This window comes from Vibrio thalassae (assembly GCF_900089835.1).
Lineage (GTDB): Bacteria > Pseudomonadota > Gammaproteobacteria > Enterobacterales > Vibrionaceae > Vibrio > Vibrio thalassae.
Window position 1 is genome coordinate 18001 of record NZ_OANU01000045.1, and the last position, 23690, is coordinate 41690.

General features: G+C 45.4%; 22 protein-coding genes and 1 pseudogene. 10 read left to right on the forward strand and 13 right to left on the reverse strand.

Annotation, left to right across the window (positions count from 1 at the left end; all coding sequences use genetic code 11):
- Positions 1-111 precede the first annotated feature (111 nt).
- Both prlC and VTH8203_RS13375 read left to right on the forward strand, forming a co-directional pair.
- Complete coding sequence (prlC, locus tag VTH8203_RS13370; protein WP_096994129.1) at positions 112-2154, forward strand: oligopeptidase A; 2043 nt, start codon at positions 112-114, stop codon at positions 2152-2154.
- 549 nt (positions 2155-2703) lie between these two features.
- Entirely contained in the window at positions 2704-5457 is a 2754-nt protein-coding gene (locus VTH8203_RS13375; RefSeq protein ID WP_096994130.1) for a cation-translocating P-type ATPase, read from the forward strand.
- A gap of 185 nt (positions 5458-5642) precedes the next feature.
- Here the strand turns inward: VTH8203_RS13375 and asnC are convergent, their stop codons facing one another.
- Positions 5643-6104 carry a transcriptional regulator AsnC gene (gene asnC, locus VTH8203_RS13380; RefSeq protein WP_096994131.1) on the reverse strand — a complete coding sequence of 154 codons (462 nt, stop codon included), beginning with the start codon at positions 6102-6104 and terminating at the stop codon, positions 5643-5645.
- A gap of 148 nt (positions 6105-6252) precedes the next feature.
- Between asnC and VTH8203_RS13385 the strand changes: the two genes are divergently transcribed.
- Positions 6253-7032, forward strand: a complete 780-nt coding sequence (locus tag VTH8203_RS13385) for a class I SAM-dependent methyltransferase (protein WP_096994132.1) — start codon at positions 6253-6255, stop codon at positions 7030-7032.
- 131 nt (positions 7033-7163) lie between these two features.
- On the forward strand, positions 7164-7679 hold the full coding sequence (locus tag VTH8203_RS13390) for a hypothetical protein (protein WP_096994133.1): 516 nt from the start codon (positions 7164-7166) through the stop codon (positions 7677-7679).
- A 17-nt stretch (positions 7680-7696) separates the two neighbouring features.
- On the opposite strand, the gene VTH8203_RS13395 is transcribed toward VTH8203_RS13390, so the two are convergent.
- Both VTH8203_RS13395 and VTH8203_RS13400 read right to left on the reverse strand, forming a co-directional pair.
- Positions 7697-8575 carry a carboxylate/amino acid/amine transporter gene (locus VTH8203_RS13395; RefSeq protein WP_096994134.1) on the reverse strand — a complete coding sequence of 293 codons (879 nt, stop codon included), beginning with the start codon at positions 8573-8575 and terminating at the stop codon, positions 7697-7699.
- Positions 8576-8680: 105 nt separating this feature from the next.
- Positions 8681-9106 carry a universal stress protein gene (locus tag VTH8203_RS13400; protein ID WP_096994135.1) on the reverse strand — a complete coding sequence of 142 codons (426 nt, stop codon included), beginning with the start codon at positions 9104-9106 and terminating at the stop codon, positions 8681-8683.
- Between the two features lie 361 nt (positions 9107-9467).
- On the opposite strand from VTH8203_RS13400, the gene ftnA reads away from it, so the two are divergent.
- A complete protein-coding gene (gene ftnA / locus VTH8203_RS13405) occupies positions 9468-9995 on the forward strand; it encodes a non-heme ferritin (RefSeq protein ID WP_006072091.1) in 528 nt (175 codons plus the stop codon).
- 69 nt (positions 9996-10064) lie between these two features.
- On the forward strand, positions 10065-10388 hold the full coding sequence (uspB, locus tag VTH8203_RS13410; protein ID WP_096994136.1) for a universal stress protein UspB: 324 nt from the start codon (positions 10065-10067) through the stop codon (positions 10386-10388).
- 151 nt (positions 10389-10539) lie between these two features.
- Here uspB and VTH8203_RS13415 read toward each other — a convergent pair.
- Positions 10540-11643: pseudogene (locus VTH8203_RS13415) on the reverse strand (ISAs1 family transposase).
- 364 nt (positions 11644-12007) lie between these two features.
- On the reverse strand, positions 12008-12193 hold the full coding sequence (locus VTH8203_RS13420; RefSeq protein WP_096994137.1) for a hypothetical protein: 186 nt from the start codon (positions 12191-12193) through the stop codon (positions 12008-12010).
- Between the two features lie 264 nt (positions 12194-12457).
- On the opposite strand from VTH8203_RS13420, the gene VTH8203_RS13425 reads away from it, so the two are divergent.
- Positions 12458-13648 (forward strand): BaiN/RdsA family NAD(P)/FAD-dependent oxidoreductase, encoded by a 1191-nt coding sequence (locus VTH8203_RS13425; RefSeq protein WP_096994138.1) that lies wholly within the window; start codon positions 12458-12460, stop codon positions 13646-13648.
- A 162-nt stretch (positions 13649-13810) separates the two neighbouring features.
- Here VTH8203_RS13425 and VTH8203_RS13430 read toward each other — a convergent pair whose 3' ends face one another.
- From VTH8203_RS13430 to flgA, 8 genes are all read right to left on the reverse strand, one after another.
- Positions 13811-14659: a hypothetical protein gene (locus VTH8203_RS13430; protein ID WP_244181213.1), complete on the reverse strand. Its 849-nt coding sequence runs from the start codon at positions 14657-14659 to the stop codon at positions 13811-13813.
- A gap of 20 nt (positions 14660-14679) precedes the next feature.
- Positions 14680-16971, reverse strand: a complete 2292-nt coding sequence (gene adiA / locus VTH8203_RS13435; protein ID WP_096994139.1) for an arginine decarboxylase — start codon at positions 16969-16971, stop codon at positions 14680-14682.
- Between the two features lie 56 nt (positions 16972-17027).
- Entirely contained in the window at positions 17028-18344 is a 1317-nt protein-coding gene (potE, locus tag VTH8203_RS13440; RefSeq protein WP_096994140.1) for a putrescine-ornithine antiporter, read from the reverse strand.
- Positions 18345-18731: 387 nt separating this feature from the next.
- Positions 18732-19616 carry a DMT family transporter gene (locus VTH8203_RS13450; RefSeq protein WP_096994142.1) on the reverse strand — a complete coding sequence of 295 codons (885 nt, stop codon included), beginning with the start codon at positions 19614-19616 and terminating at the stop codon, positions 18732-18734.
- Positions 19617-19707: 91 nt separating this feature from the next.
- Positions 19708-20430, reverse strand: a complete 723-nt coding sequence (locus tag VTH8203_RS13455) for a lytic transglycosylase domain-containing protein (RefSeq protein WP_096994143.1) — start codon at positions 20428-20430, stop codon at positions 19708-19710.
- Entirely contained in the window at positions 20420-20857 is a 438-nt protein-coding gene (flgN, locus tag VTH8203_RS13460; protein WP_096994144.1) for a flagellar export chaperone FlgN, read from the reverse strand. Before flgN ends, VTH8203_RS13455 begins: the two co-directional genes overlap by 11 nt.
- 41 nt (positions 20858-20898) lie before the next feature.
- Entirely contained in the window at positions 20899-21183 is a 285-nt protein-coding gene (flgM, locus tag VTH8203_RS13465; RefSeq protein WP_096994145.1) for a flagellar biosynthesis anti-sigma factor FlgM, read from the reverse strand.
- Positions 21184-21343: 160 nt separating this feature from the next.
- Positions 21344-22066 carry a flagellar basal body P-ring formation chaperone FlgA gene (flgA, locus tag VTH8203_RS13470; protein WP_096994146.1) on the reverse strand — a complete coding sequence of 241 codons (723 nt, stop codon included), beginning with the start codon at positions 22064-22066 and terminating at the stop codon, positions 21344-21346.
- Positions 22067-22199: 133 nt separating this feature from the next.
- Here flgA and flgB point away from each other — a divergent pair, with 133 nt between their 5' ends.
- Genes flgB through flgD form a run of 3 tightly spaced genes read left to right on the forward strand, consistent with a single transcriptional unit; the run spans position 22200 to position 23676 of the window.
- Positions 22200-22562 (forward strand): flagellar basal body rod protein FlgB, encoded by a 363-nt coding sequence (gene flgB / locus VTH8203_RS13475; protein WP_006072109.1) that lies wholly within the window; start codon positions 22200-22202, stop codon positions 22560-22562.
- A 2-nt stretch (positions 22563-22564) separates the two neighbouring features.
- Positions 22565-22999: a flagellar basal body rod protein FlgC gene (flgC, locus tag VTH8203_RS13480; protein WP_006072110.1), complete on the forward strand. Its 435-nt coding sequence runs from the start codon at positions 22565-22567 to the stop codon at positions 22997-22999.
- Complete coding sequence (gene flgD, locus VTH8203_RS13485) at positions 22999-23676, forward strand: flagellar hook assembly protein FlgD (RefSeq protein WP_096994147.1); 678 nt, start codon at positions 22999-23001, stop codon at positions 23674-23676. Before flgC ends, flgD begins: the two co-directional genes overlap by 1 nt.
- Positions 23677-23690: the final 14 nt, after the last annotated feature.

The following is a 23690-nucleotide window of genomic DNA, read 5'->3' on the forward strand; positions in this document are numbered from 1 at the left end:
TTGAATCCCGAAGGATTGAAATTTCTGTTTCGAGACTACATTTATCTATTAATTACGCTCACTTGCCTTCCAATGAAGTGAGGGAATCCAATAACTAAAAAGGGACGCTGCATGGCAAATCCACTACTGACGTTTACCGACTTACCTCCTTTTTCTCAAATTAAGCCTGAGCATGTGAAGCCAGCCGTTGAACAAGCGATTGAGGCATGCCGAGCGAAAATAGACCAAGTACTTGAAGGTAACGCCAACCCGACTTGGGACAACGTTGTTGCGCCAATCGAGCAGATTGATGACAAGCTTAGCCGCTTGTGGTCACCAGTGAGCCATATGAACTCAGTGATGAACAGTGATGAATTGCGCGAAGCGTATGAAAGCTGCCTACCAATTCTTTCTGAATACGGCACTTGGGTGGGGCAACACAAGGGGCTGTATGAAGCGTACAAAGCGATCAAAGCCAGTGACGCGTTTAATGCGCTTTCCCAAGCGCAACAGAAAACCATCAAAGATTCACTGCGTGATTTTGAATTGTCTGGTATTGGTCTGCCAGCCGATGAGCAGCACCGCTATGGTGAAATCAGCAAACGTATGTCTGAGCTAGGCTCGCAATTCTCAAATAATGTCCTAGATGCCACCATGGGTTGGACTAAGCACATTACTGATGAGAAAGAACTTGCTGGTATGCCAGAATCGGCACTCGCAGCGGCAAAAGCGGCGGCTGAGGCGAAAGAATTAGAAGGCTATCTACTGACATTAGATATCCCATCTTACCTTCCTGTTCTAACCTACTGTGATAACCAAGAGCTACGTAAAGAGCTATACGAAGCCTATGTGACGCGCGCTTCTGATCGCGGTCCAAATGCGGGTAAATGGGACAACACTGAGATTATCGCAGAGCAACTTAAGCTGCGTCATGAAATCGCGCGCTTGCTGGGTTTTGGTACTTATAGTGAAAAGTCACTGGCAACCAAGATGGCAGAAAGCCCTGCTCAAGTGCTTGGCTTCCTCAATGATCTGGCGACTAAAGCTAAACCTCAAGGTGAGCGTGAAGTCGAGGAGCTACGCCAGTTTGCTGAAAAAGAGTTCGGCGTAACTGAGCTAAACCTTTGGGATATTGCTTACTACAGTGAGAAGCAGAAGCAGCACCTGTTCCAATTCTCTAATGAGGAGCTGCGCCCTTACTTCCCAGAATCAAAAGTGGTCAGCGGGTTGTTTGAAGTGTTAAACCGCGTGTTCGGGATGCAGATTAAAGAGCGTGAAGGGGTGGATACTTGGCATGAGTCAGTACGATTCTTCGATATTTTTGACAGCACTGACACACTGCGTGGTAGCTTCTATCTTGACTTGTACGCTCGTGAGCACAAACGTGGCGGTGCGTGGATGGACGAGTGTCGTGTACGACGCATCGATCTTGACGGTGAACTGCAAACACCAGTAGCGTACCTAACGTGTAACTTCAATAAACCCGTCGGCGGCAAACCAGCCATGTTCACTCATGATGAAGTCGTGACTCTGTTCCATGAAACAGGTCATGGTATCCATCATATGTTGACGAAGATTGATACGGGTGCGGTATCAGGTATTAACGGTGTGCCTTGGGATGCTGTTGAGCTACCAAGCCAGTTCCTAGAGAACTGGTGCTGGGAAGAAGACGCTCTGGCGTTTATCTCCGGCCACTATGAGACAGGCGAACCGCTACCTAAACAGATGCTCGATAAAATGCTAGCGGCGAAAAACTTCCAATCTGCGATGTTTATTTTGCGTCAGCTTGAGTTTGGTTTGTTCGATTTCACGCTGCACACAGAATACGATCCAGACATCGGTGCACGTGTGTTAGAGACCCTGGCAGAAGTGAAGTCGAAAGTAGCCGTACTTCCAAGCCTTGAATGGAACCGTTTCTCACACAGCTTTGGTCATATCTTTGCGGGAGGTTATAGCGCGGGTTACTACAGCTACTTGTGGGCCGAAGTGTTGTCTTCCGATGCCTATTCACGTTTTGAGGAAGAAGGCATCTTCAATAAAGAAACAGGACAAAGCTTCTTGAATAACATCCTTGAAATGGGTGGCAGTGAAGAACCAATGGAGCTATTTAAGCGCTTCCGTGGTCGTGAGCCTGAGATCGATGCTCTATTGCGTCATTCTGGTATCAGCGCGTAAGACAGAATAGAAATAACACGGAAAACCCTTAACCTTTGGTTGAGGGTTTTTTTTATGGTATTGAGAACGCCATTTTCATTCAGTTAACGATTATCTAAAAGGCAGAAAAACACCAAGATGACATATTTTTCTCAATTGAATAACTATTGAATAGCGGCTAATAAACGATTACTCATCATCAAAAACGCCATCCCCTTAACAATGACCGCCATGTAAACAAGTTTCAATATTCGAAAAAACAGAAGTGTTATTTCAGTGAAAATTAGGTGTCATTAAAACTCGCTTACAATGAATAATTAGTTCTATGCTCTGAATAAAAAACTAGTTTGTTTTAGGTCAAGGAATCGTCCTAGAGTGCATGCCAGTGCTCCGAAAGTTAATTACAAGCCCATTTGGTTTCAGGTAATTTATTTTTACTCATCGCTTACGCATTAATTATCAATAAACATGCAAACAGCGCTGGGATTTTAAAAATTTATATTCAGCGATTGCTTTCTATCGGTTTGTGATTCTACCGGTGTCGACTGAATTGATTCGGAGTATCCCCCTATGACTAAAAAGTGGTTCACTGAAACCGTTGAGAATACCCAGCAGATGATGGGTGTAGCGCCAGAGCAAGGTTTGTCTTCACAAGAAGCGGCGGAGCGTCAATCTCAGTACGGTAAAAACGAACTTCAAGAAAAGGCAGGAAAATCTGCACTTGAACTCTTTGCTCATCAATTTAAAAACCCACTGATCTTCATTCTAGGTGTGGGTGCCATTGTTTCCTATTTCACCGGACACTTAGTGGATGCTATCGCGATTACCGCGATCATCTTTATCAATGCGCTTATCGCATTCTGGCAAGAATTCAAAGCCCAGAAAGGGATGGAAGCGCTGCGCCAAATGGCCGCACCGTCAGCACAAGTGAAGCGTGATGGTGAATGGATTGATATTCCAGCTAGCGACATCGTGCCTGGTGATATCTTAAAAATCAGTACCGGTGACATCCTAGCGGCTGACGTTCGTATCTTAGAAGCCAATCGTCTGTCTATCGACGAAGCCGCGTTGACTGGTGAATCTGAGCCAGTCGATAAAACGGCTAAAGTGATTGACGACGAAACAGTCGGTCTTGGTGACCAGTTAAACATGGGCTTTATGACAACCATGGTAACGTCGGGCACAGGTCTAGGTTTAGTTGTAGCGACAGGAATGCAGACCGAAGTGGGTCACATTGCTGACCTAATGGCGAACACGGAAGAAACTAAAACGCCAATGCAAGAGCGCATGGACACCATCGCAAAAACCTTGATGTTCGTAGCGCTTGGTGTTGTCGCCGTGGTATGTGCAATTGGTCTTTTCTATGGCATGCCTTGGCTAGAGATCTTAAACACCGGTATCTCCCTGTCTGTTGCAGCTATTCCTGAGGGGCTTCCTACGGTTATCACCATCGTTCTGACCATGGGTTCGACTCGCATGGTGAAGAACAATGCGCTCGCTAAGCAGTTGGCAGCGATTGAGACCCTAGGCTCTACCACGGTGATTTGCTCAGACAAAACAGGAACGCTCACTCAAAACCAGATGCAGGTGATGAAGGCCTACGATGCAAGCGGTCGCTATTGGGAAGTAAGTGGTAAAGGTTTCAGCCCAGAAGGTCAATTTAAGCCGCTATCGCACAACACAGATGCAAAACAAAGCCCAGAAATGATGAAAGGGTTAGTGGTTGCAACACTATGTAATGACTCTGAATACATCATGGATGGCGACAAGTCGACGGTTCGTGGTAACCCAACTGAAGGCGCACTGATTGTCGCGGCCGCGAAGGCTGGCCTTAACCAATCAGAGATGCTGACTTCAGGTGGCTATTCAATTATAGAGAAGTTCCCATTCGATTCTTCTCGTAAGATGGCTTCGGTGATTGTTAAAGATCCAGAGGGTAACCACTTCCTTGCGATTAAAGGGGCTCCCGATGTGATTCTTCGTAATGCAGCAAGCTTTATGGTTGACGGTATGTCAGTCGACCATACATCAACAGCTACAGACGGCAACCTGGCGCTAGCGGCAAGTGCAAGCGAAGAGATTGTGGCTAATTACGAAGCAGCGATTGAGAACTTTGCTCAAGATGCACTGCGCACTTTGGCGGTTGGTTATAAGGCGCTGACGGAAGCTGATTTGGAGCGAGACTTCGAAGAGCTTGAAAAAGACATTACTGTACTTGGTCTATACGGCATCATGGATCCACCGCGTCCAGAAGTACGCGATGCCATTAAAAGCTGCTACCAAGCAGGGGTAAGAACGGTAATGATCACTGGTGACCACGCGCTAACTGCCGCAGCGATTGCTCGTGATATCGGTATCATTCGTAGCGAGAAAGACTTAGTTGTGACGGGGGCTGAGCTTGATGAAATGGACGATGACAAACTTCGTCAAATCTGCCCAGAAGTTGCGGTATTTGCCCGTGTAACGCCAGAGCACAAGTTACGTATTGTTCAAGCTCAGCAGTTCAACAACGAAGTGGCTGCGATGACGGGTGATGGTGTGAATGATGCGCCAGCACTGCGCCGCGCAGACATTGGCGTTGCCATGGGGATTACCGGTACGTCGGTTGCGAAAGACTCAGGTGACCTTATCTTACTGGATGACAACTTCAGCACTATCGTGAAAGCGGTACGTCAAGGTCGTCAAATCTTTGATAACCTTCGTAAGTTCATCCGTCAGGCTCTGACAGCGAACGTTGGTGAAGTATCGGTTATCTTGTTCGCGTTCCTTATGATGGGCCCAGAGACGATCTTGCCGTTAACACCGCTGATGATTCTATGGATAAACTTAGTCTCGGATGGTTTGCCAGCACTGGCATTAGGTGTTGAGCCAGAAGAGAAAGATCTGATGGAGCGTAAGCCTCGCAAACGTAACGAGAGCTTCTTTAGCGACCACTTGGGTACTCGTATCCTGACTCGTGGTCTGGCACTAGGTGGCATGAGCTACATGGCGTTTAACTGGGCACTAACGAACGGTTTCTCAGCGAACTACGCACAGACAATGGCATTTGCGATGTTGGTGTTTGCTCAGCTTTGGCACCTATTTGACTCACGTACCTTTACGTCGCTATACCGCAGAAACCCATTCACCAACCCGTACCTATTAGGTGCAGTAGCGGTGTCAGCGATTTTATCGCTAGGGGTTATCTATACAGGTCTAGGTCAGCTAATCTTCAATACGGAAGCCCTAGCAGCAGGTCACTTATTCGGTGTCATTATGGCAGCATCACTACCGACGCTGGTTATGTCTGCAGTGAAAGAGGCGACTAAGACTAAGTGGATGTAATTCTTTACTTTGGATAGTAAAAAGGCGCTCTAAAGAGTGCCTTTTTTGGTTTGGTGGAATCTTTTAGTAGACCCCTGCCTACGCAAGGGCGACGATATCAAAGGCTCCGTTATTTTTGAATGTTCCGTCATTCCGCTAGCCGCGCGCCTGCGCAGGCAGGAATCGACATTCGGCGCACACGAACCCTAAGGATTCACATTGCGACTGATCGGATTCTGCAACGAGATCAATGTCTCCGTCGATTGCACCTCTTCAATCGCTTGCAGCTTATTGATTAACACGTGCTGCAATTCTTCAATTGAGCGACACATCAACTTCACGAAAATGTTATACGCCCCCGTGGTGTAATAGGCTTCGACCACTTCATCTAAGGCATTCAGTTTCTCTAGTGCAGAATGGTAGTCACGCGCTGCATAAAGGTTAATACCGATGAAGCAGCAGACGTCGTAGCCGAGCTTTTTGGTGTTTACAACCACCTCGGTCCCCTCGATAATTCCAGCCGCTTTCATTTTTTCGATGCGTACATGGATAGTGGCAGGACTGACATCAAACTGCTTCGCCATCTCTGCATAAGGGCGACGGGCATCTTCCATTAGCGTTTTTAGGATCGCTTTGTCGAGATTATCAAGTCCATTCGTGGCGTGCATATCGAGTCCTAGGTTATCGTCGTATTGATGGGACTAAAGCTTATCACTATTTCTATCAGGCCGTCTTTGAGCGGATCACGGTTATTGGTCACCGTTACGACTTGAGGTAAACTGGCGCGCTATACCTTATCCTTATTCGGAGCCTATCTTGCAAATCCAACTTATCTGCGAACATGAGCCACGCCAACAACAGCTGCTGGACTTAGCCAGTCGTTGGGGCTTAACGGCGTGCCAATTGTCAGAGTTCGCTCTGGTTCTAACAGAAGACAGACTAGAACTTCGCAAACTGGATGAGCCTAAGTTAGGGGCTATTTTCGTTGATCTTGCTGGTGGTGCGGTTGCTCATCGGCGTAAGTTTGGTGGTGGCAAGGGACAGGCTATTGCCAAAGCGGCGGGTTTAAATAAAGGTGCGACTCCCACCGTTCTTGACGGCACGGCAGGTCTAGGTCGCGATGCTTTTGTATTGGCTTCTCTGGGCTGTAAAGTACAAATGGTAGAAAGACACCCAGTGGTCGCCGCTTTACTTGATGATGGCCTTACGCGCGCCAAACAAGATGAAGAAATTGGTGGGTGGGTGAGTGAGCGTATGTCTCTGCTTCATGCATCGAGTTTGGAGGCTCTGGATTCACTTGCGAATGATAGCCAGTTTGAACGTCCTGATGTGGTCTACTTGGATCCAATGTACCCACACCCAGAGAATAAGAAAAAGTCCGCTTTAGTAAAAAAAGAGATGCGCGTATTTCAGTCTCTAGTCGGCGCGGACACGGATGCTGATGGGTTACTGGAGCCAGCACTCAAACTCGCCACTAAGCGAGTGGTCGTAAAACGTCCTGATTACGCCGATTGGCTAGATGAGAAAAAACCGACAATGGCAATTGAAACCAAAAAAAATCGTTTTGATGTTTATGTCAACGCATCAATGAGTTAACACTTCTCCTCTGTTGATTTGAGTAATTTGCTCTGTCGTTACTGGAGCAAGTTACTTGAAACTGTCCGCATTAGACGTTATATCTAACTAAGAATCATTCCTGTTTTCGTTGTCTGGTGTTGGAGAGTGGTATGAGTACGCGTTTGTGTAAGTTAAATCGTCGTGATATTAGCGATAACCTCGGTGAAATACACCGCTTAGTAACCGAACCTAAATACCTATGCCGCTCCTGCTCCCGTTCTTCTGTAGATAAATCAACGCTGTGCAAGCCTGCGGCGATTCCTCCTGCCTCTTGTCAGAGTAAGCCGGTTCATGAGCAGCAGCAATGTGGTGTGCTCGCTGAAGCGCTACTTAAAGAGCGCCCTGTCAAACTCGATAAGCTTTCTGACGAAAAAGTCAGCAAAACACGCGCTGTAGAGGCGAGGTTGATTGACTCAGAGAAGATGGAGGCGAAAGATAAGAAAGCACTTAAGCGCGCCAAGAAAGCACTAAAAATGCGGAAAAAAGCTCAGAAGAAACTATTGAAAATCTTGAAGAAGAGCCACAAGCTCGCTCGAAAACAGAATAAGTTGGAGCAGAAATATCAGCTTGCGGCTAGTGTGGTTGAGAAACAGGTCATGAAAGTGCAGCCAGAACAGCTGCACTGAATTCTCTAGCAAGAAGTCTAGACGCTCTTAAACTGGGCTTCCGCTCTGGGTTTGACCCACAGCTCATTGACGACTAATGACAGCAGAATAATACCGCCCCCAATAGATAGCTTGACTAAATCCACGTCGCGATTCCAAATCACAATATTGACGATAAGCCCGGCAGGAACTAATAAGTTATTCATCACAGCCAGCGCCCCTGCGTTGACCAGACACGCCCCTCGGTTCCAAATGAAATATCCTAAGCCCGAGGCAATGATTCCTAAGTAAATCAACACGCCCCATTGCACGCTGGTGGTCGGCATTTTGTCAAAACTGCCAAACAGCGCAAAAGCAATCGTTGCTACGACCGTTGCCCCAAAGTAGAAGTAACCAAACACGCTATGTTGTGGCAGTTCAACGTCCGTTTGTTCCATCACATATTTATAACCGACCTGTCCGATGGCAAAGCAGAGATTGGCACCTTGCACCACAAGAAAGCCCGTGATGAAATTGTCATTGATGCCCGCAAACTTGATAAAAGCGGCGCCAGCTACCGCGATGGCGGCAGTGACGAAATACCAAGGAGAGAAGCGACCTTTAAGGAAGTCATAGAAAAGCGTGACGTAAATGGGAGTAAAAACAGTGAACAGCAACACTTCAGGTACGGATAACAGTAAGAAGGATTGGTAGTAGAAGCAATACATCAGACCAAGCTGAATACCACCAATGGCCATCAGTTTGGCCTTTAAGGCTCCTGGCACTTGTCTAAAGTTAGTAAAAGGTAGGAAGACTAATGCGGCTAACACTACGCGCATTAGCACTGAGAACCACGAATCCACCTGACCCGCTAGATAGACCCCGATTAGGCTAAATGAGAAAGCCCAAAGCAGAGTGACAGAATAAAGATAACCCATTGCTTAAACATGTTGTTAATGTGAACGATGGGCCTATTGTAACATCTTTGTGAATCAATACAGATCGGATCAAAAAAGGCTTCTTTCGAAGCCTTTTATCGTCAATTATTCTTTAATTGGTACCACTAACATATCGACTGGTGAGGTATTGATAAGCTGGCGAGTCGAAGACAGGATTTTGCTCCAGAAGTCTTGGTGGTGACCGCACACCACAAGGTCGACATTGTATTCGCCAATGGTATCGCGTAGCTCGTTACTCAAATCGCCACTGCCCACCAAAGAATGCTTAATTGGATAGTCGGCGTATTCTGCGAAATCTTTTAATTGCGTCATTGAGGCTTCCATCGCCTGATGTTGCGTCTCAGCCATATTCAAATCAATTAGCCCGGTGTATAACTCGGCATAATTGACATCAATATGGATAAACGAAACCTCTGCACCCAGTGGCTTCGCCAGACAGACCGCTTTGTCGATGAGCATTTTGCTTTCTTCTGACAGATCTAATGCGACCATAATATGTTTATAACCCATAACGCACTCCTCCTGACGTTAGTACTATGGAAAACATAGCATTTTCCACTCCAAAATTATGTTGATGTGATCTCAAATCGTTATCCAAAGTACAAATTACAAGTTGGCTATAGCGTTTGGTTGCTACAACGAGGTGCGCCTATCTGTCGATGTTTCTGGTAGGCGTGATAGTGATGAAGTGTTTAACGAGATAATTCTCAGCAATAAGACAATAAAATGTGAGCAAAGTCGCCAAAGTTTTCTAGAATCAAAAGTAGCGATTGAGTAACTGACAATTTGTGAGTTTGGTTTGAGAGCAGAGACACTTCAATAAGTTATGTTATAGTGGCGTTAACTTGTGAAATTAAATTAGGAGTCTAGAATGCTTTCTCCAGCAATGGTTCAGCATCTGAATGAGCAAATTAACCTCGAATTCTTCTCATCCAATCTATACTTACAAATGAGTGCTTGGTGTGAAGACAAAGGTTTTGAAGGCGCGGCGCTATTTCTTCGTAAACATGCAGACGAAGAAATGCAGCACATGCACAGACTGTTTACTTATGTTAGTGAGACAGGTGCTTTACCGATACTCGGTAGCATTGAAGCTCCAAGGCATGATTTCGAAAGTCTGGGTGATGTGTTTCGTGAAACCTATAAGCATGAGCAAATGATTACGGAAAGAATCAACAAGCTCGCACATGTGGCTTTCACCGCCCAAGATTACTCAACGTTTAATTTTCTTCAGTGGTATGTTGCGGAGCAACACGAAGAAGAAAAATTGTTTAAAGGGATCTTAGATAAGCTAGAACTCGTAGGTGAGAATGGTCAAGCGCTATTCTTTATCGACAAAGATTTAGCAGTGTTAGCAAAAGAAGGTTCTTCTTCCATTATGGACGCCCCAGCTGAGTAATCTCAGCGTTTAAAAGTCGACTGTTCGTCTTTTTCTCTTGGGTGTCTAGGAAGATGTAGGGAGGAAAAGATGATCAGTGGAGACACTATTCTATTAGCATTGATGCTCATTACCTCGGTCAATATGGCGAGGTATCTAACAGCACTACGCGCACTTATTTTCATCATGCGTGAAGCGCACCCATTGCTCTATCAGCAAGTGGATGGACGAGGCTTCTTTACCGCGCACGGCAATATGTCGAAGCAAGTGAGACTGTATCACTATCTCAAAACTAAAGAATATCTCCATCACCACGACTCCGTGTTTACCGAAAAGTGCGACAGAGTCCGAGAGTTATTTATCCTAAGCGTTGCGCTGATCGGAGTTACATTATTTGCTGCACTCTTGTTATAACTTTTTGATTATTGAAATAAGTATGTGGAGCGTTGCCTGAATCTTGTTGGCGGGGAAAAAAGGTCTGCAATGTAAGTGTATTTACAGACGTGTCATCAGCATAACAGCGGTTTAACAGTAGGTGTGCTCGTAAGGGCACGAATGTACTTTGTTAGTTTGATGTAAACAAAACCGAAGCTCTGTAATCTTTGTCCCATACCGCTTTATTCATCTTCCTGGGTACTGACAAGTTCCCTTCGGATTTTCTAAACAAGTTCTGAACAAAACGTCTGCAACAAGCCATATTTAGTGCTGAATCTCCAGCATAAATACATTGTTCATCTTCTTTGAAAATAACGTCCAACGCCCAGTGCTGCTGGTTCTCGATGTGCCAGTGTTTTCTGGTCGCTTGTGAGGCTAACTCTAACGACAAGTGATCTGTGCAAATATAATACGATGTTTCATAACTTCCTTTCCCTTTGACACTTCTATCTCTCACCACTGCAACAACACTTTTAACGACAGACCACTTTTCTCTGAGTGCTTCACTGAAGGCTGCTGGGAGAACGTAAACCTCACGAACCTCTTTTCTGCCATGCCCTTTATCTTCGGTGATGTATGACTCTTGTTTATCTTCAGGCAAAGACCAATAGTCTTGGAATTGTGCATCCACTTCTGCAAGCAAACTGGGCTGATTCAGTTTGACTTGCACTAAGAAATCGCCACCTTTATCAACCACTTTATTCAGAGTTTCAACCTGACAATGCAGGGCATCAGCCGTTAATAGACATCCTTTTATATCTAAAGTATCTAACAGGTTTCTTATCGCTGTTAGCTCCGTCCCTTTGCCTTTACAGGGTTGATGTGTGAGGGTCAAACCTTCATCAACATCGAATGCCGAGACCATATAAAGGGGGTTATCTTGTTTGTTTGCTTTAGCACCTTTTAGTACCTTCCCGTCAACACTGATGATAGGTTGAGCATGCCTCTCTCTATGCAAATTAACCCAGCCCACCATAGCTTCTAAGAGTGTTTCAGGAACAATAGTCCTCATAATTGCTGCAATATTATGACGAGTAGGAAGGCCATTTTCGTAGGGGAAATACTCACGTTACCAGTCGATATTTCCTTCACCAAAATCCTTGATATCCGTCCACTTGTTTTGACCACAAAGCATGGCTGTTATGACAACAAAAGCGACTTTTATAACAGGGTAGACTTGGTTGATATGCGAACGGGTATCTTTCACTTTTTTTAGCTGTTCAATGATAATCATGCGAGTTTCTCATATTTTTTATTTCATGATCTGATCGTGACTATCAGGAAAAGTTCCAATTGAAAATAAAGTTATTTATTTTCAATAACTAAAGTTCGATCCCGCCCTTGTGTGCTCGTAGTGTCGGTATCAATGTACTCGCTTCAATCAACAAAGCCGAGCTACAGTGGGTTGTATAACATCCTCTCTATTATGGGCGGTGCAGCTCCTTGTAATCTAGATATAAAAACAATCTAGCTAGGTATTAACTATGGGGACGTCATATAAAGATGGGCGCACAGAAAAATCGTTCACGACCAAATAATATAATTAAGTCAATTCACTTTCAGTGCCCTTTAGAGCTCCGTAAAGTGCCATCGATAACTTAGTTCGGGTTGAGGACTGTAATGGCAGTGCGTTCATGACAGTGATAATCGCCGTTCAAAACTTTTTGAATTGTTTCCGCTGAAGATTCGAACAACATGTCTATGTCTTGGCCTGTTGCAAACCCGTAAGCGCCAAATACTCCTAGTAGGACCAGTGGATATATAAGCAGTTTTTTTGCAGCCACAGTATCTTTCCTTTGCATACCTTATTGATAGAATTGTTTATTGATAGCATTATCATTAATGTCGTTCAATCACATCTCTTGCAAAAAATTTTCTTTTCTCTGTAATTGTGAGCAAGTTAGCACTTGCATGCAGCTTGGTGTTTTGAATCTGTATTTGACTCTAGTTACATCAAATAAACGGAAAAAAGAGTAAGTCGCCAGTAAACACGGTAGAATCCAGTTTTGAAATCCATTTTGAATGTACAGTGAGTGTGTAGAAAGTCTATGGTTCAGCATGATGTTATCGTGATTGGGGCAGGAGCTGCCGGTTTAATGTGTGCCTCTAGTGCAGGTCAGCGGGGGCGTTCAGTCCTTGTTCTTGATCATGGGAAACGACCAGGCAGAAAAATTCTTATTGCTGGTGGCGGACGTTGCAACTTTACTAATTATGATGTGACGGCTAAGAACTTCTTAAGTCAAAACCCTCATTTTGTTAAATCTGCATTGGCTCAGTATACCAATTGGGATTTTATATCGATGATCTACAAGCACGGGATTGAGTTTGAAGAACGCGGTCACGGTCAGTTATTCTGTGTTAATAATCATGATGCGAAAGATATCGTCAAAATGCTCGTAGATGAATGTGATGCAACCGGTAATGTTCACTACAAGTATCAATGTGAAGTGACTGATATCGAACGTATATCAGAGAGTGACTTTTTAGTAGAGACGACAAAAGGCTCCTTTAAGTGTAAGTCCTTGGTGGTAGCTACAGGTGGACTTTCAATGCCACGTTTGGGCGCGACTCCTTTTGGTTGGAAAGTCGCAGAGCAGTTTGGATTGGGAGTCATAGCCCCTAAAGCGGCTTTAGTTCCATTTACGCTAGATGGCCGAGAAAAAGGTTTAACAGAATTAACCGGAACCGCCCTTCCAGTTCGAATTAGTTGTAACAACAACGAATTTACGGAAGCTTTGTTATTCACTCATCGAGGTATTTCTGGACCGTCAGTGCTACAAATCTCTTCATACTGGAACCCAGGTGATGTCGTTCAAATTGACTGGCTTCCTAGCTCGAATGTTATTGAGTTAGTGGAAAAATCGATAGTTGATAATCCTGCTCAAGAGATTAAAACAACTCTGTCAAAAATATTACCAAAGCGTCTAGTCGAATACTTTATTGAGATGAGCGTGTTTGAAAATAAACCACTTCGCCAGTTGAATAGGCGAGAGATAGATACGATTAGTACCGCGCTTCATTCATGGGAAATTAAGCCAAACGGCACGGAAGGATATAGGACTGCCGAAGCCACTACTGGAGGGGTAGATACGAAGTATTTGTCTTCTAAAACAATGGAAGCAAGTCATGTTCCGGGGCTGTATTTTATAGGTGAGTGTGTCGATGTCACAGGTCACCTTGGCGGGTTTAACTTTCAATGGGCATGGTCATCTGGTTGGGTGGCAGGACAGAACGCTTAGGCGTTATTGATCGTCGAACTGCGAAACGTTTTATCAGCGTAGCGATGGGGTTAGCTACAGCGTTATTATGGGTAGCCTGTACATATGACTAGAAGTATCAAGCTCAATAGTTACTTTGAGCTTGATACTCAGTTCTTGTGTCGTTTGGCGGTATAGTGTCCGCTAATAGGCCTTAGAATCACATCGTTCTAGCTCTGTATTGAAACGTTGAATAAACAACCCTGTATCTTGGTACTTGGTAAACACTACAACTCCATCACTTTGACTGATAAAAAACTCTAAAGCCTCACCATCAATTTTAAGTCCAAGATTGCTGTTAAATGAAGCATCAAGCATAACGCCGTACAACACCGTTGAGGGAGTCATGTTAAGGTAATTGGCTTTTTTTTCAGGGTTCAAAGCATTCTCGTAGGCCAATTGTACCGCTTGGACATCAACACTATCGTCAAAATAGAGCACCCGCCATCCTTGATTACGCTTTAGCACAAATGACGGCTTACCAAATTGAGTTTCTATGGCAGACAGTGCTGTGGAATTATTGTCGACGGTTAACCTGATTAAACCAGAGATATCCATAACAGACTCATTATTGTAAATCCGCAAACCCGCTCGGGGTCTTGTGTTGTCTTGCTCTTGAATGAGTCGGTCCTCGTAACGCATGAGACCATAAGTAGGGAAAGGGTCGAGTTCATCGGGAAAGTTGTTAAAGTCAGCAAGAGATGTGATTCTTACCAATGGTTGGGAACAGGTCACAATACTGTCAGTTTGAAAAAGGCCTGCTGGTCCTACAAAGCCAGTATCGTAGCCTCTATCAAACCGAAACTTTCCCTGCGTCATGGACGTGGCGATGCCCTGGTCATTTTGGTCTTCCGAAAAAGCCTTCAAGCTTAGCTGAAGCCTATCTACTGATGCGCTTTCAATGGTACTACCCGTTAATTTAATCTCGTCTGCCCAAAGCAAAGTTGAGATCAAAGTGCAAGTGACACTCACACCAAAGGTTGTTCTATTCATAGCCATTTCCTTGTTAAACACTAGTCCTTCACGCACATAACATAATAGGTACCCTCTTTTACCTCGGTGCCTTCCGTTTCGTGCTCGAAACCGGGAAATTCTTTATCCCAGACTTCTAAACTGTGTAAGTAATGAATCTGAGGACTGCTGTCATCACCAAAACTCTCCCCAGACATCAACATTGGAATGCCCGGTGGGTAAGGTATAACAGCATTCGCTGCTACGCGACCTTGCAATTTATGTGATGGCACCATTTCGACGTTGTTTTCAACAATCGATTCAAAGGCTGCTCTGGGTGTAATGACGGCCTCGGGTAATGATGAGTACGCAGCATTTAGCTTGTCTGACGGAGTATGTTGCTTGAGGTAAGCAAACATCTGTTTACTCAGTTCTTTCAGGCCCATGCCGCCATATACCTCGGGGTACTGATTGACAAGATCCGGCAGTACATCTTTTAACGGAGAATTCTGATCGTGGTGATGCTTGAAATGTAATAACGTATTCACCAAGGTTGCCCATTTGCCTTTGGTGATCCCCATAGAGAATAGGAACATTATTTGGAAGTCGGTGGTACGTGTGGGCACAATGCCGTATCGAGTGAGGTATTGGGTGACCAATGCTGCGGGTACTCCATGGTCTAACAAAATGCCATCTTCGCCCATTCCCGGAGAGAGAATACTGACTTTGATAGGGTCAAGCATACACCAATCGTCTGGCATATCTTTAAAGCCGTGCCATGTATCTCCCGGCTTCATCATCCAGAAGTCTTGAGTACTCGCAAGTAACTTGGGATCAGCTTGCTCAAAGGGTAATGAGGCTCCGGTTGTTGGGTCGGTAAATGTTTCAGCATTCCAGGGCTTAAAGAACCAGTCGCCATCTTGTTCAAACTCTCGATATAAACGCCCCATTGCCTGACGATAATCGACCGCTTCAAGGATAACTTCTTGTGTTAGGGAGTAGCCTTTGTTACCGGACATTTGTGATATGGCTATGTCATTTGATGCGCTAATCGCATACAAAGGAGAGGTGGTAGCATGCATCATATATGCTTGATTAAAACGCTGAAAGTCAATCGAATCTTTCCCATTTCGAACGTGTATGTATGAAGCTTGCGATAACGCATTAAGGAGTTTATGTGTTGAGTGGGTTGCAAATACGGTTGGTCCGTTCTCAGCCTCTTCAGGTTCCCCTCGCATTGCAAAGTGATCCGTATAGATTGGGTTAAAACGCGCGTACCCATACCAGGCTTCATCAAAATGGACTCGATTACTGCTTTGCCCCAGAATCTCTTGGGCACGTTTGGCGTTATAACAAAGGCCATCATAAGTACAGTTAGTAATTACAGCGTATACGGGATCTTGGTTGGTAAAGTCTTTAGTCAATGGGCTTTCGGCTGCTCTTTTTTGTAGGGCTGCTTTTTCCATTTGCTCGGGGTAAATGGGACCGATAATCCCATAACGGTTGCGGGTAGGGAGCATATAGACGGGTCTTGCTCCAGTGAGCATGAGCCCTTGTTCGATTGACTTATGGCAATTTCGGTCACAAATGGCAAGGTTATCTTCTTTCATGCAGACTTGCATGATGGTACGGTTTGCGCCAGATGTTCCGGTGACTAGCGAATATGATTTATCCGCACCAAAGACCTTGGCTGCAAATGCCTCACTCTCGCCAAAATATCCTGTGTGGTCAAGTAATGATCCCAGTGAGCCGCGCTCTATTCCCATATCTGAACGAAACAACGCTTCACCATAATGTTGATAAAAACGTTGTCCTGCCGGTGTCTTAGTAAAACCAACGCCGCCTTGGTGACCCGGGGCGGCCCAGGAATATTCATGAACATCATCATACTTAATGATTGCTGCCATTAGAGGTGGTAAGAGTTTTTCACGGTACCGTTCCATTGCTGCCAGTGCACGACCAACAATAAAATCGGGGGTGTCCTCTATAATCCAAACAAACTCATCGACACTAGACATCAACTCACGACTGACTGACAGGGTGGTTTTTTTTCGCTCTGCCAATAAAAAGACGGGGACACCTTCTTGGCGTCGATTCAGCTTATTAATCAACTGGTAGAACTTATTGTTTTCTTCTGCTTGTTGTCCGGTCATTTGTGAGGTAAGCATAAAACAATCCACGGCGGAATTGGCGTTAAAGATCGAATAACAATCGTCAAATGATATGGCTACGCTTACCTCTACTCCTTCACTTGTGAACTCGTCAATTAAACGATTCAATGCATTTTCAATGACTCCTTCTTTGACCGAGTCATTGAAAATTAATACTTGTTTCTTTTTACCGTACTTCCTCATAATTACTTTACCTTCTTAATGGGTTAGTGATTAGAAATGTGTATCGATGCGCTGAACTATTGCGGGTCATTCGGGGAGGTGTGAGCATCTCTGCTCGCAATGAAGCCGTAAAAGAAATAACCAAATAAAGTGATAATGGTTCCGTAGAATATGGATTCCTTCCCAGTAGCATACGCACCATAGATGCTATAAAGCACCGCGATCGACCCTACAAAGATGGAGATGTTGTACTCTGATTTTCCAACATTGGCGGAACGTAAAATCACACCAAGTGCGGTAAGAGACAGGATATAAGGCACCATGTTAATAAAGACGGCTAAGTCCACGAGAACATTGAACTGCTTGAGTAGTGTCGGGGAAATGGTCATCACCGCCAGCACTATTTCTAACGCAAACATAATCAACATACCTTTCACAGGGGCATCAAAGCGGTTCACTTGGCTAAATACCTTGGGGAAAAGATTAAGCTCGGCCGCCGCTTTTGAAACTTGTGCGTTAGTGAATTGCCAGCCAAGTAACGAGCCAATACAAGCAACGATGGCTAGAGCTGTCACAATATTCCCTACTGTTGAGTCAAACATTTGTGCGAATACCAAGCCAAATGGCGCATCGGATTTTGCTAATATATCGTTTGGTACAATACCTTGTATGACGGTTGTAGACGCAATATAGGTTACGGCAGAAAAAATGGTGGCCAACATACAAGCAAGCGGCACATTGCGTTTGGGGTTCTCCACTGCACCTGAGTTGACGCCTGCGGACTCTATCCCCAAAAATGCCCATAAGGTAAGCGCAATTCCGGAGGACATGGCAGTAGAAATGGATACATCGCCTGGATTCCATGCTTGTGCAAAGATCTTGGTATCGAACCAAAACCAACCAATGATTGACACGCCAAGCACAGGAATAATCACCCCCCAAACCGTAATGGATGAAATTCGTCCGGTGATTTTCGCTCCGCGCATATTGGCGCCAAGCGTGACGACTAAAATCACAACGACACCGATAAACGTGCGTGTTGGACTTTCTTTAAGCCAGGGGATAAACGTTTCCAAATAACCCACCGATGTCACGGCGATGGCTACGGCGCTGATGACGAGGCAGACATAGTAAGTATAAGACGCGATAAAAAAACTCGACTTTCCATGTGCTCTCTTAGCGTAAGCGGACATCCCGCCATCTTCAAGGCAGTACATCCCGCATTTGGAAAACGCGTAGGCAATACATAATGCGCCTACGGCGGTGATGCCCCATGCGAGTAAGGCGATTCCTCCGGTTTGTGCTAAGCTGGAGGGCAATAAAATTATCCCAGAGCCCATCATGTTCACCGTTACGATGGTCGTTAGTCCCATCAGCCCCATTTTGTTGCTCATATCAATCCTCCTGCCTACAGTGAAGTAAACCGAAATAACAAACATCCACATTTGGCACTCGAACCTTTTGGCGCCATGTTATGTTGGCGCATGATCTTCAAAGGTAGTGGGTGTTCATTCGGATCTACAGGGAAAGCATAGTTGTAGATTAACGATTGTGATAATTTGCTGTTGAGTAAATTGTAAATAGCATTGTTTGCAAAGCTCAGTGCAACTGCATGTCTGTTACAAAGAGAGCGCATCGAAAGCGCTCTTATGGCAGCTCACTGTCCATGCAGATGCGGTTGATACCATGGTGCCTGCAAGACAGCCAAGGTCGGGATGACGATTAATAGGGCAGGCCTGTGTGAGATTGCGTGGCCTGCGGTATTTAAAACAAGAGAGAAATTATGCTTTGCGTTTGATTTGTTGAACAACCAATCCTACAACAATCAGCACCAAGCCAACCAACGTGGATGGGTGAATGTCTTCGCCGATAACATATGCTAGCAATATCAACGAAATAAACGGTGATGCAAATATAAGGTTACTAATACGAGCGGTGTTCTGTGTTAGTTTCAGCGCACTTAGCCATAAGACGAAGGTTATGCCCATCTCAAAAAGACCCACATAGGACACCGCCAGCCAACCTTTGATGCTGATGGTTGACCACGCTGCGCCTTCATAAAGTGCGACGGCAAAGGCAAACGGTAGTGCGACTAAAAAACCGAGCAACACACCAACAACAGGGTCAGCGGTATTGCGAGTATTTAAGATCCAATAACCCGCCCAAAGTAGAGTAGAAAGCAGGGCTAAACCGACGCCAGCAGGACTATCAAACTGTAATCCCAGTACATCGCCTTTGGTAGCAATAACCACAACACCTAAATAGCCCAATGCACATGCAAACCAGTCTTGAGGGCGAATTTTCTGCTTTAGAAAAAACGCGGCCATTAAGGTCAAGGTAATGGCCCAACTGTAGTTGATGGGCTGAGCTTGCGAAGCCGGTAGCAAGTCGTAAGCTTTGAACAAAATCAGGTAGTACGCTAGCGGGTTAATCAAACCAAGTAGCAGATAATAAAATGGGTTTGAGACAAAGGTGGTCTTTACTTGCGACAAGGTACCTTGAAATGCGCAGACTGCGACTAAGGCAAGGGTAGAGGCGAATGAGGCCGCTGCGACCATTTGTGCTGGTGTGAACTCAGCTAAAGTCAATTTAAATGCCGTCGCGACTGTTGACCACAGGAGGACAGCGCACAATCCGAAGATGATTGCCTTGCGTTCGTTATGCATGAAAGTGAGTCTGGGTGAATAGGTTAGAATGTCAGCATCTTACCAGTGAATAAGGTGATGGGAACAAGCAATTTTTAGATTGTTAGCTTAGTCACAGCGAAATCAAGGGGGGCAGTGGTGTTAAGTCGATAAGCGGTGCTTGTTGCCAATGGGTTTCGCTGGCAAACAGCCACATTGTCGTCACGCGATCTTGTCTTAGTGAATTCACGTCGACTAATGCCAATAGAGCATGAAACCGGTGAACGTAGTGCGTGGTCTCAGTGGGTAATCGTAAATCTGAAAATTGCCGACTACCCGCTCTTTTGATGGCTCGCTGTACACGCCCTTCGCCTGCGTTGTAGGCGGCGAGAGTCAGGTTAATATCACCGTCAAACTTGTTATACAGAAAGTCGAGATATTGCATCGCCGCATGTGTGCTCGGCGCTATCTCAAAACGTTGGTCGTGCTGCTGAGTCACTGTGAGCCCAAAACGTTTCGCAGTAGCCGGCATTAGCTGCCAAAGCCCGGCTGCTTTTGCAGGCGAAATAGCTTTAGGGTTATAGGAGGACTCAAGCATGGGAACTAAAACTAAACTGTCAGGCAGAGAACGCTTAGAGAGCTGTTTGAAGATCTCATCGACCAAAGGGTTGAATTCTTCAAACTTCTTCATGATCTGTTTTTGGTAAGGCTTTAGAGTGTCTAAATGGGGCTGGATTGCACTCTCTGGCGGCCGGCTATTCGCATGGCTGGGACGAAACCAGAGACACGCAAAGATAAGTCCCACCCATAATAGTAAGTGGTAACCGTAGATGTTGCGGTTAAGGTTACCTGACATGTTCCCCATAACAGTGTTGTTCTTGCCCTGTTAACTCCCCGAGCAATTCATGGAAGGCGGCCGAACTTTGTCCATTGTCATGATTGTACTTTTGACACTCTTTAATCAGTGCTTCTAGAATTTGCCATTGCTTGGCAATAGTATCGGACAGTTTGGCTGGCAGAGCGCGAATGAGCTTTTTAGCTCCATTTTCAGAACATGGCAATTGCAGTTGTTGCAACGTGTGGCTGCGTTTACTGGCATTGCTTCCTAATTGCTTGAGAACCGGCAGTTGGTTATGAATGTTGTTACTCAATTCCTCACCATCAAACTTTAAGTACAGTGCTTTTTGGTGCTGTAGCAGCGCCAATAGCTTGCGATAAAGCTTGATGTCTTCAGAGATTGAAAGCACAAATTGCTGGACTAGCTCTGTCCTTGTTGCTGCCATTTAGTTGTCCTCTTGCTGAGACATAGCCCATTAAATAACGGCTAAGACTCATGTCCTGTATGAAAACGCATTACTGCTTGTGATAACGCTTTGACGTCTAGTCCCAACTCACCTTTCGCCAGTGCATTACGAACTGCCTCAACCTTTGCCATATCGACATTCGGCATTGCGGTAAGTTCGGCTTGGGCCTTATCCAATGCTGCTGTATTGGCATTAAACGCCGACTCAGTAACGGTCTTGCGCGTCGGAGCTTCAGTGGTCTGTGTTTTAGATTGATTAAAGTTGGTTTGAGGGACGTGCCCACCGGCCACCTTGTCGATTTTCATTGCTATGTTGTCCTGTCGCTGTGTCATTAACAGTATAGGGCGGCAAAAGTGAAGGCAGTATTAAATCTACCTTGATGAATTTAGGTCTTTTTATTTTTTACAGCAGAAATCCGATTTGATTCGAGCACTAAAATCGAAAATTGTTATCTTGAGTCAGAAATTAGAATTGAGTGTGAACTTGGTTCAAACCTGTTACCACAGCTCGAATTACTTTCTTAGATTGGCTATTTTGCACCTCGATTTGCTCACCTGCTCCACCAGTTTCCAACGCAATGCCCTTCGTGCTGGCATTGAATTTTCCTTTTGCTGCAATGATGACGACTTCATTGCCCTTTTCGACGAGCGGGGGCTTGACCACGAAGCTGGCATCAATAATTTGCCCTGTTCGCATGCGGCGAGAGACTTGGTTGCCAATGATTTGTGATAAATCGGCAACGAAGTGAACGGCGCGACTGAGAGTGCGAGTTTCCAGTTGTACCGATGCCGCGGTGATATGAGTATCTCGATTTAATGTTTGACTGGCGACGGCGACAGGCAGCGATAAGGTCACTTTGGCGCTGGTGTTGATGCGCCAATCGTTGTGACCATCTTGGCACTGTACACTGCGTCTTAAGTTGCCTACAGGCAGTGCCTGACTATCTCGGCTGGTGATAATCAGTGGTGCTTGGCATTTCGCTAAATGTTTTGCTGACTCTGGAACGAACATCACCAGATTGGTCTCGTAGTGTTGCCAGTTTTGTCTCTGTGCGGTGCGCTCGATCTCCGCCAAGACGGACTGTTGTACTGCCATTTCCACATCTTGTGGCGTCATTTTTTGCTGAATTTCGGCTTGTGAAGGTAAAGTTAGCAGCAGAAAAAAAGCACTTCCTAGCCACTTCCTCATCCCACGTCTTGCTTCCGTAAAACGGAAGTTCCATTTCCTGATAAATATGTAAGTCATTGTTTTTGTTTTATAAAAATATTGGCACATATCTTGTAATTTCCCTTGGTACTTCGCCCATTTAAGGACAAGAGACATGGCAATCAGTTTTGATAGTGCATTGGGAGTTCACCCACAGGCACTCAACTTTCGGGTTCAGCGTACCAAGGTGCTTGCTAGTAACTTAGCAAATGTCGATACCCCTGGATACCTAGCCAAAGACTTGAGTTTTACCACCGTGATGAAGCAAGCCAATCCGAATGGTGTGCATACGCCAACACCAAAATTGGACATTGCGACGCAATACTCAGTGCCTTACCAAAACAGTAAAGACGGCAATACCGTTGAGCTCGGTGTAGAGCAAGCCAAGTTCACCCAAAACAACATGGATTTCCAAACCAGTCTGACCTTTATGAATATGAAATTCAGTGGTTTGGCTAAAGCGATAGAGGGACGCTAATCATGTCATTCACTGATATCTATTCCATCGCAGGCTCTGCGATGACAGCGCAAACTGTGCGATTGAACACGGTGGCAAGTAACTTGGCAAACGCTGATGCCGTGTCGGCTAACCCCGATGATGCTTACAAAGCCCTAAAGCCAGTATTTGCCACGGTATACAGTCAAACTCAACTTGCCGCCGGACAAAATGTGTATCCGAATGCGGAAGTGCGCATTGTTGATGTGGTGCAAAGTGATGCCAAAGCCGATCAGCGTTTTGAACCGAACAACCCGCTGGCAAATGAAGAAGGCTATGTCTACTACCCAGGTGTCGATGTGGTGGCGGAAATGGCCGATATGATGTCGGCAACTCGCAGCTTTGAAACCAACGTTGAAGTGCTGGCTAATGTGAAAAGCATGCAGCAAGGCTTGTTGAGACTAGGAGAAGGACGCTAATGAGTATCGCGCAATTTACCGCTCTGGATACGGACACGCCGGTTGCGAGTCAAAGTAATGCTGGTATCGCGGCCAACCCACAAGACATGAACAACGCAACGTCACTGCAAAATGAGTTTATCACCTTGATGGTGGCGCAGATTCAAAACCAAGACCCACTGAACCCACTAGACGGCACTGAGTATGTCAGCCAATTGGCACAGTTCTCTCAGGTACAAAGTACCGAGAACATGTCGATGCTGATGCAAAACAGCATGGTGCTGTTGGATAACATGCAGGTGCTTTCAACCGCAGGGCTAGTGGGGCAAACCGTGTATGTCAGCGGTAATGAAGTGGAGTTATCGGACGGGATACAAAACGGCCGCGTTGAGCTTGCGCATTCATCCAATCAAGTGACCTTAGTTGTAGAAGACGAGTTCGGTCAGAAAACCAAAGTACCGCTTGGCGCACACCCTGCGGGAGACGTGGATTTTTCCATCAACCCTGAAGAGTTGGGTCTTAAGCCCGGTAAGTACTCGCTATCGGTAGAGGTTCAAGAAGGTCAGGCGGACCCTAACTTATTGCTTGCCGGTGAAGTGAAGCAAGTACGAATTCCAAGTAACGGAGGCGCAGCCATGGTGAATATCGCTGGTGTTGGCAATGTGCCTTTCTATCAAATCAGTCAGTTTGGTGCCTAGCGCCTACGCTCATC

What these genes read in the sequence shown, in the direction of transcription:
- adiA (WP_096994139.1), bottom strand. Translation starts at nt 16,971, where the DNA reads ATGAGGAAGTACGGTAAAAAGAAACAAGTATTAATTTTCAATGACTCG.
- VTH8203_RS13425 (WP_096994138.1), top strand. Translation starts at nt 12,458, where the DNA reads ATGGTTCAGCATGATGTTATCGTGATTGGGGCAGGAGCTGCCGGTTTA.
- flgD (WP_096994147.1), top strand. Translation starts at nt 22,999, where the DNA reads ATGAGTATCGCGCAATTTACCGCTCTGGATACGGACACGCCGGTTGCG.
- flgN (WP_096994144.1), bottom strand. Translation starts at nt 20,857, where the DNA reads ATGGCAGCAACAAGGACAGAGCTAGTCCAGCAATTTGTGCTTTCAATC.
- ftnA (WP_006072091.1), top strand. Translation starts at nt 9,468, where the DNA reads ATGCTTTCTCCAGCAATGGTTCAGCATCTGAATGAGCAAATTAACCTC.
- VTH8203_RS13430 (WP_244181213.1), bottom strand. Translation starts at nt 14,659, where the DNA reads ATGAATAGAACAACCTTTGGTGTGAGTGTCACTTGCACTTTGATCTCA.
- VTH8203_RS13450 (WP_096994142.1), bottom strand. Translation starts at nt 19,616, where the DNA reads ATGCATAACGAACGCAAGGCAATCATCTTCGGATTGTGCGCTGTCCTC.
- VTH8203_RS13400 (WP_096994135.1), bottom strand. Translation starts at nt 9,106, where the DNA reads ATGGGTTATAAACATATTATGGTCGCATTAGATCTGTCAGAAGAAAGC.
- flgM (WP_096994145.1), bottom strand. Translation starts at nt 21,183, where the DNA reads ATGAAAATCGACAAGGTGGCCGGTGGGCACGTCCCTCAAACCAACTTT.
- uspB (WP_096994136.1), top strand. Translation starts at nt 10,065, where the DNA reads ATGATCAGTGGAGACACTATTCTATTAGCATTGATGCTCATTACCTCG.
- VTH8203_RS13455 (WP_096994143.1), bottom strand. Translation starts at nt 20,430, where the DNA reads ATGTCAGGTAACCTTAACCGCAACATCTACGGTTACCACTTACTATTA.
- potE (WP_096994140.1), bottom strand. Translation starts at nt 18,344, where the DNA reads ATGAGCAACAAAATGGGGCTGATGGGACTAACGACCATCGTAACGGTG.
- flgB (WP_006072109.1), top strand. Translation starts at nt 22,200, where the DNA reads ATGGCAATCAGTTTTGATAGTGCATTGGGAGTTCACCCACAGGCACTC.
- flgA (WP_096994146.1), bottom strand. Translation starts at nt 22,066, where the DNA reads ATGAGGAAGTGGCTAGGAAGTGCTTTTTTTCTGCTGCTAACTTTACCT.
- VTH8203_RS13395 (WP_096994134.1), bottom strand. Translation starts at nt 8,575, where the DNA reads ATGGGTTATCTTTATTCTGTCACTCTGCTTTGGGCTTTCTCATTTAGC.
- VTH8203_RS13390 (WP_096994133.1), top strand. Translation starts at nt 7,164, where the DNA reads ATGAGTACGCGTTTGTGTAAGTTAAATCGTCGTGATATTAGCGATAAC.
- VTH8203_RS13375 (WP_096994130.1), top strand. Translation starts at nt 2,704, where the DNA reads ATGACTAAAAAGTGGTTCACTGAAACCGTTGAGAATACCCAGCAGATG.
- prlC (WP_096994129.1), top strand. Translation starts at nt 112, where the DNA reads ATGGCAAATCCACTACTGACGTTTACCGACTTACCTCCTTTTTCTCAA.
- flgC (WP_006072110.1), top strand. Translation starts at nt 22,565, where the DNA reads ATGTCATTCACTGATATCTATTCCATCGCAGGCTCTGCGATGACAGCG.
- asnC (WP_096994131.1), bottom strand. Translation starts at nt 6,104, where the DNA reads ATGCACGCCACGAATGGACTTGATAATCTCGACAAAGCGATCCTAAAA.